The sequence below is a fragment of the Rhodococcus sp. PML026 genome (assembly GCF_000963615.1).
GTDB classification, from domain to species: Bacteria; Actinomycetota; Actinomycetes; order Mycobacteriales; family Mycobacteriaceae; genus Rhodococcoides; species Rhodococcoides fascians.
Map to the genome: position 1 here is coordinate 156,018 of NZ_KQ031365.1, position 14,787 is coordinate 170,804.

General features: G+C 65.6%; 14 protein-coding genes. 9 read left to right on the forward strand and 5 right to left on the reverse strand.

The window, feature by feature from the left end; all coding sequences use genetic code 11:
• Window positions 1-2: 2 nt before the first annotated feature.
• The 4 genes from VF34_RS00800 to VF34_RS00815 form a co-directional block, all read right to left on the reverse strand.
• The gene (locus VF34_RS00800; RefSeq protein WP_156158472.1) at window positions 3-944 is read right to left on the reverse strand and encodes a GNAT family N-acetyltransferase; all 942 of its coding nucleotides are present in this window, start codon (window positions 942-944) and stop codon (window positions 3-5) included.
• Between the two features lie 26 nt (window positions 945-970).
• Window positions 971-1,666, reverse strand: coding sequence for a class I SAM-dependent methyltransferase (locus VF34_RS00805; protein ID WP_032372340.1), 696 nt, complete (start codon window positions 1,664-1,666; stop codon window positions 971-973).
• Between the two features lie 142 nt (window positions 1,667-1,808).
• Complete coding sequence (locus tag VF34_RS00810; protein WP_032372341.1) at window positions 1,809-2,312, reverse strand: DUF2505 domain-containing protein; 504 nt, start codon at window positions 2,310-2,312, stop codon at window positions 1,809-1,811.
• A 48-nt stretch (window positions 2,313-2,360) separates the two neighbouring features.
• A complete protein-coding gene (locus tag VF34_RS00815) occupies window positions 2,361-2,867 on the reverse strand; it encodes a DUF2505 domain-containing protein (RefSeq protein ID WP_032372342.1) in 507 nt (168 codons plus the stop codon).
• Window positions 2,868-2,925: 58 nt separating this feature from the next.
• On the opposite strand from VF34_RS00815, the gene VF34_RS00820 reads away from it, so the two are divergent.
• From VF34_RS00820 to VF34_RS00830, 3 genes are all read left to right on the forward strand, one after another.
• Window positions 2,926-3,942 (forward strand): UDP-N-acetylmuramate dehydrogenase, encoded by a 1,017-nt coding sequence (locus VF34_RS00820; protein WP_032372343.1) that lies wholly within the window; start codon window positions 2,926-2,928, stop codon window positions 3,940-3,942.
• A 61-nt stretch (window positions 3,943-4,003) separates the two neighbouring features.
• Window positions 4,004-5,554, forward strand: coding sequence for an MBL fold metallo-hydrolase (locus VF34_RS00825; RefSeq protein WP_032372344.1), 1,551 nt, complete (start codon window positions 4,004-4,006; stop codon window positions 5,552-5,554).
• Between the two features lie 122 nt (window positions 5,555-5,676).
• The gene (locus VF34_RS00830; RefSeq protein ID WP_196249484.1) at window positions 5,677-6,915 is read left to right on the forward strand and encodes a L,D-transpeptidase; all 1,239 of its coding nucleotides are present in this window, start codon (window positions 5,677-5,679) and stop codon (window positions 6,913-6,915) included.
• A 59-nt stretch (window positions 6,916-6,974) separates the two neighbouring features.
• On the opposite strand, the gene VF34_RS00835 is transcribed toward VF34_RS00830, so the two are convergent.
• On the reverse strand, window positions 6,975-7,730 hold the full coding sequence (locus VF34_RS00835; RefSeq protein ID WP_027498379.1) for an SDR family NAD(P)-dependent oxidoreductase: 756 nt from the start codon (window positions 7,728-7,730) through the stop codon (window positions 6,975-6,977).
• Window positions 7,731-8,061: 331 nt separating this feature from the next.
• Between VF34_RS00835 and VF34_RS00840 the strand changes: the two genes are divergently transcribed.
• The 6 genes from VF34_RS00840 to VF34_RS00865 all read left to right on the forward strand — a co-directional run bounded on the left by VF34_RS00840 (window position 8,062) and on the right by VF34_RS00865 (window position 14,779).
• Window positions 8,062-9,363: an ROK family transcriptional regulator gene (locus tag VF34_RS00840; RefSeq protein WP_032372345.1), complete on the forward strand. Its 1,302-nt coding sequence runs from the start codon at window positions 8,062-8,064 to the stop codon at window positions 9,361-9,363.
• A gap of 11 nt (window positions 9,364-9,374) precedes the next feature.
• Window positions 9,375-10,223: an alpha/beta fold hydrolase gene (locus tag VF34_RS00845; protein WP_032372346.1), complete on the forward strand. Its 849-nt coding sequence runs from the start codon at window positions 9,375-9,377 to the stop codon at window positions 10,221-10,223.
• Between the two features lie 67 nt (window positions 10,224-10,290).
• A complete protein-coding gene (mshA, locus tag VF34_RS00850; protein ID WP_032372347.1) occupies window positions 10,291-11,619 on the forward strand; it encodes a D-inositol-3-phosphate glycosyltransferase in 1,329 nt (442 codons plus the stop codon).
• The gene (locus tag VF34_RS00855) at window positions 11,616-12,122 is read left to right on the forward strand and encodes a type III secretion system chaperone family protein (RefSeq protein WP_032365194.1); all 507 of its coding nucleotides are present in this window, start codon (window positions 11,616-11,618) and stop codon (window positions 12,120-12,122) included. Before mshA ends, VF34_RS00855 begins: the two co-directional genes overlap by 4 nt.
• A gap of 57 nt (window positions 12,123-12,179) precedes the next feature.
• Window positions 12,180-13,610, forward strand: coding sequence for a nucleobase:cation symporter-2 family protein (locus VF34_RS00860; RefSeq protein WP_045840636.1), 1,431 nt, complete (start codon window positions 12,180-12,182; stop codon window positions 13,608-13,610).
• 77 nt (window positions 13,611-13,687) lie between these two features.
• Complete coding sequence (locus tag VF34_RS00865) at window positions 13,688-14,779, forward strand: BMP family lipoprotein (protein WP_230593384.1); 1,092 nt, start codon at window positions 13,688-13,690, stop codon at window positions 14,777-14,779.
• Window positions 14,780-14,787 lie beyond the last annotated feature (8 nt).

The window sequence follows — 14,787 nt, forward strand, 5'->3', positions numbered from 1 at the left end:
CGCTAGCCCGCGTGCACGATGCGGGTGCGGGTGACGACGAAGCCTGCGCGCTCGAAGGCTGCTCGCATGGGTGCGTTTGCTGCATCGGTGGTTCCGACTATGCGGTGCTGCCCGTCGTCGTGGTGTATCCGGACCATCTCGGACAGTAGATCGTCGACATAGCCCTGACCACGATGCTCGGGGAGCACCCCGAGATAGCTGATGGCCGCGTCGTAGGCATTTCTCGTCGGCACGACGAAGCCCACCGTCGTGCCGTCCAGTCGGCCCGCGATCTGCCAGGACTCCCGCCGCCCCGGTAGCGAACCGTAGAAGGCGAGATCGTCCGCGGCGAGTGCGGCGACGCCGTGCTCGGCGACCATCTCTCGAGTGTGGGAGTCCAGGCTTCCGGCTGCGACGGCCTCGAACACTTCGAGGAACTCTGCATCGGTGCCCGCCGAGAAGCGCAGGCGGGTCGACGTCTCGGGCCGCGGGTTGTCGGCCGTCCGGGCGAACGAAACGCGTTCGGTCGTGCGGGTGAAACCGCCCCTGTGTGCAGCCGATGCGCGCCACTCCAACGCCCGGGACAGAGAGTGGTCCATCGAGTTCCCCACCGGCACATCGACATTGAACTCCAGTGCGGTGCTGTGATCGAACGCTGCACGGGCGGCACCGACCAGGGCAGCGCCGACGTCGTCCGGTCTCTCCTCGTTCGGGGCGACCGACAGGCAGTCGAGGGTGACCGGGCTGGTTGCGTCGGAACGGCCCCACCACACCGCGCGCCCGACCGGACGGCCGGCGCGTTCGGCCAGCCATATCCACTCGAACCGGTAATTGCCCGATGCCATGTCCGCGCGGAGGCGAGCTGAATCGACCCACTCGACTGGTTCCGCAGTGCGCCACTGCTCGAGGACCTCGAGGTCGCCGGGCTCGCACGGCCTCACAGTGAGAAGATCAGGGACGTCCATGCGGATCTCCTTCGCAGCAGGATCGGTCACGTCGGGGCGACCGTGGACCAGGGCACCGTGAGCACGTTGTCTCGCATGCGGCGGCGGGGGAGTGCAACCGGGAGTCCTTGCTCGGCAAGCACTTTCAAGGCCGCCCGCCACCGCAGTCGGGGTCCGAACGGTGCCAGTGGTGCCGAGACCGACCACGCGCGGTCGGCGCGGCGGAGCACATCGTGGATCAGCTCGCCCTCGATGTTGCGGTGTATCAACACTTTCGGAAGCCGCTCCGCGATGTCCGACGGCATCTCGACATCGAACGGGTCCCAGGCCAGGGTCAGAGATCGCGGCCCGTCGGCGTCGAGCAGCACCCATGCGCAGCGTCGACCGAGTTCGTCGCACGTGCCGTCGACCAGCAGGCCGCCGGGTGCCAGGCCCGACAGAATGCGGTGCCAGGCACCAGGAACCGCGTCCTCGGGATATTGCCGCAGCACGTTGAAGGCCCGCACCAGATTCGGTCGCAGTCCGGCCAACTCGAAACCGCCACGGGCGAATTCGACGCCGTCGCTTCCTTCGACGACCCGCGCGGGATCGATTTCGAGACCGGTGACGCGAACATCGGGCCGAATCGTGCGGAGGCGTCCGGCGAGTTCGAGGGTGGTGTTCGGCATCGCCCCGTACCCGAGGTCGACGACGAGGGGATCCGGTGACTCGAGCAGGACGCGTCGCACATCGGGATCGTGCATCAACCACCGGTCGCTGCGACGCAACCGGTTGATGCCGGTGGTGCCGCGAGTGATGACGCCTTCAGCAGGAGTGGAGCCTGCGGAACGACCCGGATGGGGAGTGGAGCCTGCGGAACGACCCCGGTGAGGAGGCTTCAGTGGGCTAGGCGTTCTTCTCGAGCCAGGTCGCGGTCACTTCGCCCTCGCCGCGCCACAGGTCGATGAGGTTGACGAGCATCAGCTGTTCGAGTTTGCCGCCGATGAACGGCAGGAACACCTTGGCCTCGGAGGACGTGCGCAGCGTCGAGCCACCGTTGGTGGGGAACAGCGAGGTGGTGCCCTTGAGTGAGCCGGGTCCGGCCGGAATCGACGCGTCGTAGTGCCCCGCCGTGGTTTCCCCGTACGCGTCGAAATGCACGTTGCGGGTGATGACCATGTCTTTCTTCATCACCGTCTGTGCGATGTCGGGTAATTCGGTACGGGGAATGACGTGGTGCATCACGATGTCGATTCCGGCGTCGGACACCTCGAAGCTCTTCAGCTCGTTCTCCGAATACTTACGCATCTCCTCGATGCGCGCGTCCCAGTGATCGCGACTGGACAGCGCTGCATAGACCTGCTGCGTCGAGTGGGTGAACCGGGCAGAGTAGTTCATTCGGCGAGCCATAGTGCGCCAGGTTACCCAGGAGTGGAGCCTGCGGAACGACCCGGTTGCTCAGTTCGTGTTCGCGGCAATCCAGTTACCGGTGAAGTCCTGCTCGTTGTCGATGAGCGAGAGGACCTGCTCGCTGATCATCGCTTCGATCTTCCCGCCGAAGATGGGGACCTTGACCTCGGTGGTGCCGGCCAGAGCGACGGTGGTCGTCTCGCCCTTGCCGTCGAGGGTGGTGGTGCCGGTGATGCGCGCGGGTGCTCCTTCGACGGTGGCTCCGAAGGTGCCCGCGGCGTGGGTGCCGTCGAACTGTCCCCAGCTCTCGGTGCGTTCGATGATGAGGTCGCCCTTCTTGAAGGCGGTGACCGCGGACGGCAGCTCTTCTTCGGGGACCGACTGGGTCATGACGACGTCGATGGTGCCGTCGCCGACGGTGACGCTCTTCAAGCTGGCACCGGGGCCGCCGATCTGCTCGATGCGGTCCTTCCAGTACTGCTCGGACGTCAGCGCTGCGTGGACCTTGTCGGCGGAGGCGGGCACAGTCGAGCTGTGCTCAATAGGGCGAGGCATCCCCGCAGGTTACCGGGTGACTGAGGACGTTCGTGCGCGACCGGTAGCGTGAGAGTCCGTGCCTACTGCAATTTCCGAACTCACCACCATCCGGGTGGGCGGCCCAGCCCGTGAATTCACCGTCGCGACGAACGCTGACGAGTTGGTCTCCCTGGTGCGTGACGCGGACCGTGCAGGGACGGATGTGCTGGTCATCGGCGGCGGATCCAACCTGGTCGTCGGCGACGACGGGTTCGACGGCCGGGTGGTTCGGGTGACCGGCTCGCGGTTGGAGATCGACGGCGAGCGGGTGACCGTCGACGCCGGTGTCGAGTGGGATGCCGTCGTACGGGCGACTATCGATGCCGGGCTGTCCGGTATGGAAGCGCTGTCGGGGATCCCGGGCACCACCGGCGCGACGCCGATTCAGAACGTCGGGGCCTACGGTGCGTCGACGTCGGAATTGCTGCACAGCCTCACCGTCTACGACCGGCAGACGCAAGAGACGGCAGTGTGGACGCCGGAGCAGTGCGGATTCGGAACACATCGGTCGTCGGTGTTCAAGCGATCGTCGCGCTACGTGATTCTGGACGTGACGTTCGCGCTGAAGAAGACCACCGAATCGCTGCCGGTGCGCTACGCGGCGTTGTCCGAGCGGCTCGATGTGCAGATCGGCGACGTCGTTCCGGTGCCGGACGTCCGCGCAGCAGTGCTCGCGCTGCGCGGTGAGCGTGGGATGGTGCTCGACGCGGCCGATCACGACACGTGGAGCGTGGGGTCCTTCTTCCTCAACCCGGTGTTGCCGGAGGTGCCGGAGCAGGCAACCCACGCGCCGAGCTTTCCCGACCCGGCCGGCACGAAGATTCCGGCCGCCTGGCTCATTCAGAACTCGGGATTCCCGCGGGGCTACGGCACCGAGTTCGGCCGCGGTACCGCGGCCCTGTCGACCAAACATGTACTCGCGATCACCAACCGGGGTGGGGCCACCGCGTCGGACATCATGGCTCTTGCCGCGCACGTTCGAGACGGTGTGCGAGAGAAGTTCGGGGTCACGCTGACCCCCGAGTGTGACCTCGTCAACTGCGCTCTGGGTTAGGGACGCTCGAAACGGCGCATACGATGGAGATTCGAGAGTTCGGCTCGTAGGAGGTAAGTCAGTGCAGGTCACCAGCGTGGGGCACGCGGGATTCCATATTCGGACCGAGGCGGGGAGCATCCTGTGCGATCCGTGGGTGAACCCGTCCTTCTACGCGTCGTGGTTCCCTTTCCCCGACAACTCGGGCCTGGACTGGGACGAGTTGGGTGATTGCGATTACCTCTACGTCTCGCACCTGCACAAGGACCACTTCGATCCGAAGAACCTGGCCGAACACGTCAACAAGGACGCGACGGTGTTGCTGCCGGACTACCCGGTGCTCGATCTCAAGCACGAGCTGGAGAAGCTCGGCTTCCACAAGTTCTACGAGACCACCGACTCGGTCAAGCACACGCTGACCGGGCCCAAGGGCGATCTCGACATCATGATCATCGCGCTCCGCGCGCCTGCCGACGGCCCGATCGGCGACTCCGGCCTGGTGGTGTCCGACGGGAAGACCGTCGCGTTCAACATGAACGACGCGCGGCCGGTGGACCTGGACATGATGACCGAGCAGTTCGGTCCCGTCGACGTCCACATGCTGCAGTATTCGGGCGCGATCTGGTACCCGATGGTCTACGACATGGTCTCGCGGGCGAAGCGAAACTTCGGTATCCAGAAGCGTCAGCGACAGATGGATCGTGCGCGTCAGTACATCGAGCAGGTCGGGTCCACGTGGGTCATTCCGTCGGCGGGCCCGCCGTGTTTTCTCGATGACGAACTGCGCTCGCTCAACGACGTCTACGGCGACCCGGCCAACGTGTTCCCGGACCAGATGGTGTTTCTCGAGCAGATGCGCCTGCACGGTCACGACAAGGGTCTGCTGATGATTCCGGGCACGACGGCCACGTTCGAGGGCGCGGATCTGAAGTCCCACGAGCATCCCATCCCCACGGCCGACGCCGAAGCCATCTTCACCACCGGCAAAGCCGACTACATCGAGGCCTACGCCCAGCGTCAGGCGTCGGTCATCGCAGCCGAGAAGGCAGGCTGGGCACCGGCCGAGGGAGAGCCGCTGCTCGAGCCGCTGCGCGGACTCTTCGAGCCGATCATGGCGCAGACGGATCTGATCTGTGATGGCATCGGCTACCCCGTCGGGATCACGATGGGTGACGAGACGGTTGTGCTGGACTTCCCGAAAAGGATTGTCCGAGAACCGATCTCGAACGAGAAGTTCCGATACAGCTTCACCATCCCGCCGGAACTCGTACGCACCGCAGTGCGTGATCAAGAGCCGGACTGGGTCAACTCGATCTTCCTGTCCACGCGGTTCCGGGCCCGACGCGTCGGCGGGTACAACGAGTTCCTGTACACGTTCTTCAAGTGCCTCACCGACGAACGCATCGCCTACGCCGACGGCTGGTTCTCAGAGGCGCACGACGACACGGCCACCATCACGATGGGCGGCTACGAAATTCAACGTCGCTGCCCGCACCTGAAGGCGGACCTGACGAAGTTCGGCATCGTCGAGGGCAACAAGCTCACCTGCAACCTGCACGGCTGGGACTGGAACCTGGACTCGGGCCGGTGCCTGACGTCGAAGGGACACGAGCTGCGCTCGCAGAAGCTCTGACTCGTCGTCGACGGTTCGCTGTGAGACTGCCCCCAAAAACAGTGGGAAATGTGGGGTAGTTCGCAGACGCAGGTACGTTGGACAACGTGCATGAGCAGGTAGAACAGACAAAACGGACGCGCATGGTGTGGTTGGTCACCGTGCTCGTCGCACTGGTTGCGTTAGTAGCCGGCTGCACCGTCGGATCGGGCGACAAGAGCCCCGGTGCTTCGGCACCGACGACCGAGGCAGCGCCCGTCGCACAGATCACGCAGAACCCGGCCGAAGGTGCCACCGACGTCAGCCCGGTGGCACCGATCTCGGTGTCGGTGACGAACGGAACGCTCACCCAGGTCGAGTTGACGAACCCGGGCGGCAAGATCGTTCAAGGTGCGCTGGCACCCGACAAGGCGTCCTACGCCGTCACCGAGCCACTCGGGTACGGGGTGAAATACACGTGGTCCGGTTCCGCCGTCGGCGCGGACAACAAGACCGTGCCGATCGAGGGCAGCTTCACCACCGTCGAACCGGACAGCCGCACCTCGGTGAGCACCAACATCGGCGACGGCCAGGAAGTCGGCATTGCAGCGCCGATCATCCTGCAGTTCGACTCGGCGATCGAGGACAAGGCAGCCGTCGAGAAGGCGCTGACCGTCACCACCAACCCGCCGACGCCCGGTGCCTGGGCGTGGTTCCCCGACGACAACGGCTCGCGCATCCACTGGCGTCCCACCAACTACTGGACGCCCGGCACGACGGTCTCGGTGAACGCCAAGCTCTACGGCGTGAACTACGGCGACGGTGCCTACGGGGCCGACGACGTCACCCTCAACTTCAGTATCGGACGCAGCCAGGTCGTCGTCGCCGACGCCACCAGCCACCGCATGCAGGTGGTGCGTGACGGCGCGACGATCATGGACATTCCCGTCAGCTACGGCGAGGGCAACGAGGATCGCAACGTCACCCGCAGCGGCATCCACGTCGTCACCGAGAAGCACGAGGACTTCCTGATGTCGAACCCGCCGTTCTACGAGAACGTGCGCGAACGCTGGGCGGTGCGCATCTCCAACAATGGCGAGTTCATTCACGCCAACCCGCTGACCACCGGCGTGCAGGGCGCATCGAACGTCACGAACGGATGTATCAACCTCTCGACGGAGGACGCGCAGCAGTACTTCGGCACGGCGATGTACGGCGATCCGGTGGAGGTCACCGGCACCCGCATCGACCTCTCCGCAGCGGACGGTGACCTGTACGACTGGGCCATCGACTGGCCGACGTGGGAGTCGATGTCGGCGCTTCCTGCCGGCGGAGCAGCAGCAACGACGACGCCTGCGACAACGGCACCCGCGACGACAACGGCACCTGCGCCCGCGGGGTAGAGCGCTGCGCGCATGTGAGTGGAACCTCGTAGCCCACTACGAAGTTCCACTCACATGGGTTACTTACGGGAGAAGCGCCCCGGACCGGCCTGATCGCGTGGCTTGATGATGATCTGGTCCAGGTTGACGTGCGACGGGCGGGAGGCGACGAAGCCGATCACCTCGGCGATGTCGCTCGCGACCAACGGCGTGATGCCCTGGTAGACCGCGTCGGCCTTGGCCGCGTCGCCGTCGAAGCGGACCAGTGAGAATTCGGTTTCCACCGCGCCCGGTGCGACCTCGGTCAACCGCACCGGCTTGCCGAGCAGCTCGCCGCGCAGCGTCCGATGCAGTACGGCCTGAGCATGTTTGGCGGAGGTGTATCCCGAGCCGTTGTCGTAGGCCTCGAATGCCGCGACGGAGGTGATGGTGACGATCAGGCCGTCACCGGAATCGATCAGCTTGGGCAGCAACGCTTTCGTGACGCGGAGTGTGCCGAGAACGTTGGTCTCCCACATCCAGCGCCAGTCGTCGAGGTCGGCGTCGATCACCGGGGCCAATCCCTTTGCGCCACCGGCATTGTTGATCAGGACGTCGACGCGGGGGATGACAGCGGTGAAGGCGGCCACGGAATCCTCGTCCGTCACATCGAGTTCCAGGGCGGTGCCGCCGATCTCCGAGGCCAGTTCTTCGAGTCGGTCGAGCCTGCGTGCGCCGATGACGACGTGGAATCCGTCGGCGGCGAGTTGGCGCGCAGTGGCCGCGCCGATGCCGGAACTCGCTCCGGTGACGACGGCGATGCGGGTATCGGGTGCGATGTGTTCGGGCGAGGTCATGCAGAAATTCTAGTTCGGTAGAAACAGTGCATCCGGACGGGCCCGATTGGACAATCGGGCTTCGAGTGCTAATTTTGGGTTCATGTCCGCCAGCGAGACCACCGCGATGCGGGTCACCTATGTGACCGCGTCCCTCGGGTCTCGCCTCCCGCTTCCTCGGGAATTGTGTTGTCTCGGCCAAGGAACCTGTCTCTAGCATTCTCGCGCTATGGGCAGTCGATTCGCGTGACGTGGACCTCCCCGGTCTGCCTCACCCTTGACCTGCATCACTTCGCTCTTTCGTCGACGTTGCACACGAGACGAAGGTTTTCACTGCTGAGGAACACGACGGATGTCCGTATCCACGCTGCACCACCACTCTCGCCCCACCGCGTTGCGCTCGCCGGCGCGGTCCGCCTCCCACACCCCGCTGCGATCGCGGGTCCAGCTCGTCGCGCCCGATCTTCGGATTGCCGACAGTCCCGCGGCGTCGGTACTGCGGGTCGCGTGCGTCGAAGGCCCGATCTCGCGTGACAGTGCGGCTCGCACAACGGGTTTGAGCATTGCCACGGTCAATCGTCAGGTGTCTGCTCTGCTCGGCGTCGGATTGCTGCGCGAGCGCGCAGACCTCACGGCCGCCGGTGCGATCGGACGCCCCCGCGTGCCGTTCGAGGTCAATCACGAGCCGTTCTCGACCATCGGGATCCATATCGGTGCCGTCGTCACCGGGATCATCGTCAGCGACCCGCGCGGAAAGATCCTGGGGGCTGTGGAGATTCCCACGCCCAGCGGGTCCGCCGATGCGGCGCTCGCCTCGATCACCCGCAGCGCCGGGGCCTTCGCCGGCAGATGGCATCGGCGCACCCCACTGTGGGTGGGGGTTGCCCTCGGCGGCCGTGTCGACACGACGACCGGCACCGTCGATCATCCGCGTCTGGGCTGGGAGAACGCCCAGGTGGCGGGCGTCATCGGCGGTGGGTTGGGGCTACCGATCTCTGTTTCCGGCCACGTCGAAGCGATGGCGGCGTCGGAACTTCTGCTCGCGCCCCGCGTATCGGACGTCGCTGCTCCGCCGAGCAGCACCGGCACCTCGCTCTACTTCTATGCACGCGAAAGCGCAGGTATGGCGCTGACGATCGACGGCCGCGTGCACACTCCGTCCAGCGGACCCGGGTCGATCGCTCACCTACCCACCGGCTCGTCGGTGCTGTGCAGCTGCGGCAACCGGGGATGCCTCGAAGCGGCCGTCAGCGATCGCGCGATCGTGACCGCGGCGATCGACCGCAAAATTTTCGCGAGCGTAGCCCGCGGAGCCCGGCCGACTATCTCCGCCGTGTACCGAGCCGCGACCGACGGCTCGGAGGCGGCCCGGGAATTGCTCGTCGAACGCGCCGTCACGTTGGGTCGGACGGTCGCCCTGTTACGCGACATGTTCAATCCGGATCGAGTGGTACTCGGTGGCCAGGCGTTCACGGCGTATCCCGCCGGGATTCCGCACGTGGGGGAGGCCTTCGCCGCCAATTCGACGTTGCCGCGCAGGGACATTCGGGTCACCGGATTCGGCGACAGGGTGCAGGAGTTCGCCGCAACGGTGGTTTCGCTCAGTTCCCTGTACTCGGATCCACTGGCCTCGATGCGCCGAGCAGCCGCGTAAGTTGACCCCACATGAGCACCCCTGCAGCAGGACCGGTTCGGCAGGCCACCGGCATCGACGGAACGAACATCGTCTATCGCGTCACCGGTGACCCGGCGGCGAGACCGCTGGTTCTGCTGCACGGGTGGGCGCAGAGTTCGTCGTGTTGGGGCGACGGGCTGCTGGCCGATCTTTCGTCGCGCTACCGCGTCGTCGCCGTCGACCTGCGTGGCCACGGTTACTCCGATGCCCCCGAGGCCGGATACGACGACTCGAAGATCTGGGCCGGGGACGTGGCCGCGGTGCTGGACGCCGAGAACATCACGGCGGGCGCAGTGCTGCTGGGGTGGTCGTACGGCGGGCTGGTGATCTGCGATTATCTCGCGACTCACGGCTCGGACGCGATCGCGGGCATCGTGCTCGTGGGCGCGATCACGAGTATCGGCAGAGGCGAGGCAGGCGGACGGGTGGGCACGGCCATGCGGGCGGCGATCCCCGGGGCGATGGCGGAAGAACCGCGTATCGCGATCAAGGCGCTGGGTAGTTTCGGTAACGCGTTGACGGGCCCTGTCGAGGGAAAGGGCACCGAGGCGCAGGCCCTGTTCGGGCTGACCCTGTCCACCCGGCCGAGGGTTCGCGCCGCGTTGTTCGATCGCACCGTCGGCCACGACGAGCTGCTGCGCAACCTCGATGTCCCCGCCTTCGTGCTGCACGGAACCGACGACACCGTCGTCGATGTCTCGGCCGGTCGGCACGCCGCGGACCTCATTCCCGAAGCCGGCGCGTCGTACTGGGACGGCGTCGACCACGGCCCGTTCGTCGCCGATCCCGAGCGCTTTCTCGGCGAGGTGAGCGAATTCGTCGACGGTCTGGACGGGTGAGCAAAAGCGCAGGCCGTGCGAAGCGGCAGACGTGGCGACGTAATGTGGAGGCGTGCACGCTGAAGAAGTGACTGGACGCCGGCTGAACAGGGTCGCTGCGTTGTCCTTGCATACCTCCCCGCTGGCGCAGCCCGGAACGGGCGATGCCGGGGGAATGAACGTCTACGTACTGCAGAGCGCCAAGCAGTTGGCCGAACGCGGCGTCGAGGTCGAGATATTCACCCGCGCGACGTCGTCGAGCGACGCGCCGGTCGTCGAGGCCGCTCCCGGGGTGCTGGTACGCAACATCGTCGCGGGGCCGTTCGAGGGTCTGGACAAACACGACCTGCCCACTCAACTGTGTGCGTTCGCGGCCGGGGTCCTCCGTGAGGAAGCTCGGCACGAGCCCGGCTACTACGACCTGGTTCATTCGCACTACTGGCTGTCGGGTCAGGTGGGGTGGTTGGCGCGTGACCGCTGGGGAGTGCCGTTGGTGCACACGGCGCACACCCTCGCCGCCGTCAAGAACGCGTCCCTGGCTCAGGGCGATGCACCCGAGCCCGCGGCCCGTCAGATCGGTGAGCAGCAGGTGGTCGCCGAGGCCGATCGATTGATCGCCAACACCACCGAGGAAGCGAAATCGCTCGTCGAGATCTACGGGGCTCGGCAGGAGTCGATCGACGTGGTTGCCCCGGGAGCCGATCTGGCGCAATACAATCCGGGAGACAAGCGGGCCGCACGCGCCGCACTCGGACTCTCGCAGGACGAGGCCGTCGTCGCGTTCGTCGGGCGGATCCAACCGCTCAAGGCCCCCGATGTTCTGGTCGCAGCGGCTGCCGAAGTGCTGCAACGACATCCGAGCATGCCGCTGCGGATCCTGATCGTCGGCGGGCCGTCCGGCAGCGGGTTGGACCGACCCGACAGTCTGATCGATCTGGCCGATACGCTCGGGATCACCCCGCACGTCACCTTCATGCCGCCGCAGCCGTCCGCTCGCCTGGCGCAGGTGTACCGAGCCGCCGATCTCGTGGCGGTGCCGAGCTACAACGAATCGTTCGGTCTGGTGGCGATCGAAGCCCAGGCCTGTGGAACACCGGTTCTCGCAGCAGATGTCGGCGGGCTCGGTGTCGCGGTGCGATCCGGTGAAACCGGGCGACTGGTGCAGGGACACCGCATCACGGACTGGGCCGACGGATTGGCGTCGATGCTCGTCGATCGAGCGGCGTTGTCCGAGATGGCAATTGCCGCACCCCTCCATGCGCGAAACTTCTCGTGGGAACACACCGCGGACGGCCTGATCGAGAGCTACCGGCAGGCCCGATTCCACTTCGATCGAGGCGAGGCACCGAGTGAATTCTCGCCGCGTCGAGTCCGAGGATTGTCGAAATTGCGCAGATCGGGAGCAGTGACTGCATGAGCGAAACCGCCGAACTGATCGACCGGGTCCTGAAGGACCGCGAACTGGACTACACGCGGCGCGGCGAGGTGTTCACCGTCGAACTGCCCGGGGAACGCAAACTGAAGACAACGACGATGTTGACCGTCGGACACCACGGGGTGCGCATCGAGGCGTTCGTCTGCCGCAAGCCCGACGAGAACTTCGAGGGCGTCTACAAATACCTGCTGCGTCGCAACCGTCGGCTGTACGGAGTGCATTACACGATCGACAAGGTCGGTGACATCTACCTGGTGGGCCGAATGTCGTTGCGCGCCGTCGACGGTGACGAACTCGATCGGATCTTCGGTCAGACCCTCGAGGCCGCCGACGGCGACTTCAATGTGTTGCTCGAGCTGGGTTTCGCGGAGTCGATCAAGCGCGAATGGGCCTGGCGTGTGTCACGCGGTGAATCGCTCGCGAATCTGAAGGCGTTCGAGCACCTGGTGGCCAGTGGCAGCAGCGACGAGCCGGAACATCCGTAACTCGCCGGAAACGGCTGGGTATTGCCCTCGGTAACGTCCGGTTCCTAGCCTGAGGTCATGACCAGGCCCGAGGACACTCGCCCGCCGCTGCTGCAGATGTTCGGTTACGGCATGCAGCACATCCTGTCCATGTTCGGCGGTGTCATCGCCGTCCCGATCATCGTGGGCGGAGCAGCGGGACTGTCCGGGGCCGATCAAGCGCTGCTCATCTCGTGCGCGCTGTTCGTCAGTGGCGTCGCGACCGTGCTGCAGACCGTCGGAGTTCCGTTCTTCGGCTCGCAACTGCCGCTGGTGCAAGGCATCTCGTTCGCATCGGTGTCGACGGTGCTGACCATCATCGGCAGCGCGGAGGACGGTAGAACCGGGCTCCGCACGGTCCTCGGGGCCGTCCTGGTGGCCGCGCTGATCGGCTTGGCCATCGCCCCGTTCTTCTCGAAGATCGTCCGCTTCTTCCCACCCCTGGTGACCGGAAGCATCATCACCGTCATCGGGCTGTCGCTGATGCCGGTCGCCGCACGCTGGATCACCGGCCAGGAGATGGTGGGCGGTGCGCCGAACCCCGAGTACCTGGACCCCGGCAACATCGGACTGGCGATGTTCACCCTGCTCGCGGTGCTGGTGATGACCAAGATCAAGGTGCTCTCGCGCCTGTCCATCCTGCTCGGGCTCGTCGTCGGGACGATCGCAGCACTGATCGTGGGCAAGACGGACTTCGGCGGCGTCGGGGACGCCGCGGTGGTCGAGGTACCCACCCCGTTCGCCTTCGGCTCGCCGATCTTCGCCGTCGGCGCGATCGTGTCGATGACGATCGTGATCCTGGTGGTGATGGTGGAGACCACGGCCGACATCCTGGCCGTGGGAGAGGTCGTCGGAACCGACGTCGACTCCCGACGTGTCGGCGACGGTTTGCGCGCAGACATGGTCTCCTCGGCCGTCGCCCCCATCTTCAACACGTTTCCGGCCACGGCGTTCGCACAGAACGTGGGACTGGTCGCGATGACCGGCATCAAGAGCCGCTTCGTCGTCGCCCTGGGCGGCGGCGTGCTTGCGCTGCTGGGTCTTTCGCCGGTTCTCGCGGCGGTCGTCGGCGTCGTTCCGTTGCCCGTGCTCGGCGGCGCCGGAATCGCCTTGTTCGGAACCGTCGCCGCCAGTGGAATCCGCACCCTCGGCAAGGTGAACTACGACAACAACGCCAACGTCGTCATCGTGGCGGTGACCTTGGCTTTCGGTCTCATTCCTGTTGTTGCGAGCGACTTCTGGGACGAGTTCCCGGACTGGTTCGTCACGGTGTTCCATTCCGGAATCAGTGCCGCAAGCATTGTCGCAGTGGTGCTCAACGTATTCTTCAACGTATTCAAGCCCGGTACGCCGTCGAATCCATCGGTGGTCGCCGCGGGCCCGGCAGTGATGGTGCGCGAGGACGAAGCACGGGTACTCGGCGAAGGCGGAACCTTGCCCGGCAAGGTCACGCCCGAGTCCGATACCTGAGTGAAATCCTGCGCACCCAGGTTCGCGCGAGTACCGTCCCGAAACAGACGAAACACACATCGATATTGGAGGACATCTTGTCATTCGTTACCCGCACGAGTACGCGGAAGGCAGCACTCGGCGGCGTCGCGTCGCTCGGTGCCATCGCCCTGATCGCAGGCTGTGGATCCGCACCCGAGAACGAAGGATCGGGCGGGGGCGGCTCGGGTGACTTCCTGCCCTGCATGGTCTCCGACAGCGGCGGATTCGACGACAAGTCGTTCAACCAGCTCGGATTCGAGGGACTCACCGAGGCTGCAGGCGAGCTCGGCGTCGAGCCGCGCACCGTCGAGTCCACGTCGCCCACCGACTACGCCCCCAACATCAACAACCTCGTCGATCAGGGCTGCAACCTGATCGTCACCGTCGGATTCGACCTGGCCGACGCCACCAAGGTCGCGGCCGAGGCGAACACCGACATCGATTTCGCGATTATCGACGACTCCTCGATCGATCTGCCGAACGTCAAGCCGCTGACCTACGACGCGTCGCAGTCGGCATTCCTGGCCGGTTACGCCGCCGCCAGCTACAGCAAGACCGGAGTCGTCGGCACCTTCGGCGGCTCGCAGCTGCCGACCGTCACCATCTTCATGGACGGTTTCGCCGACGGTGTGAACTACTTCAACGAGCAGAAGGGCAAGGCAGTCCGCGTCATCGGCTGGGACGTGCCTTCCCAGAACGGCTCGTTCACCGGTGGATTCACCGCCAACGAGGTCGCCAAGAACACCGCCCAGGGCCTGATCGACCAGAACGCCGACGTCATCTTCCCGGTCGGTGGACCCATCTATCAGAGTGCGGCGCAGGCCATTCGGGACTCCTCTCGTCCGGTCGCGCTGATCGGTGCGGATGCCGACGTCTTCGAGTCGGACCCGTCGGTCGGCGACCTGCTGCTCACCTCGGTGACCAAGGGCCTCAAGACCAGTGTCGACGAGGTAGTGGCCAACTCCGGTGCAGACAAGTTCGACAACAGCCCGTACGTGGGCACCCTCGAGAACGACGGCGTCGGCATCGCGCCGTTCCACGACTTCGAGTCCCAGGTCGACCCCGCGCTGCAGGGCGAACTGGACACGATCAAGGCCGGCATCGTCGACGGGTCCATCACCGTCGAATCGCCGTCGGCACCCAAGTAGCCTCGGTC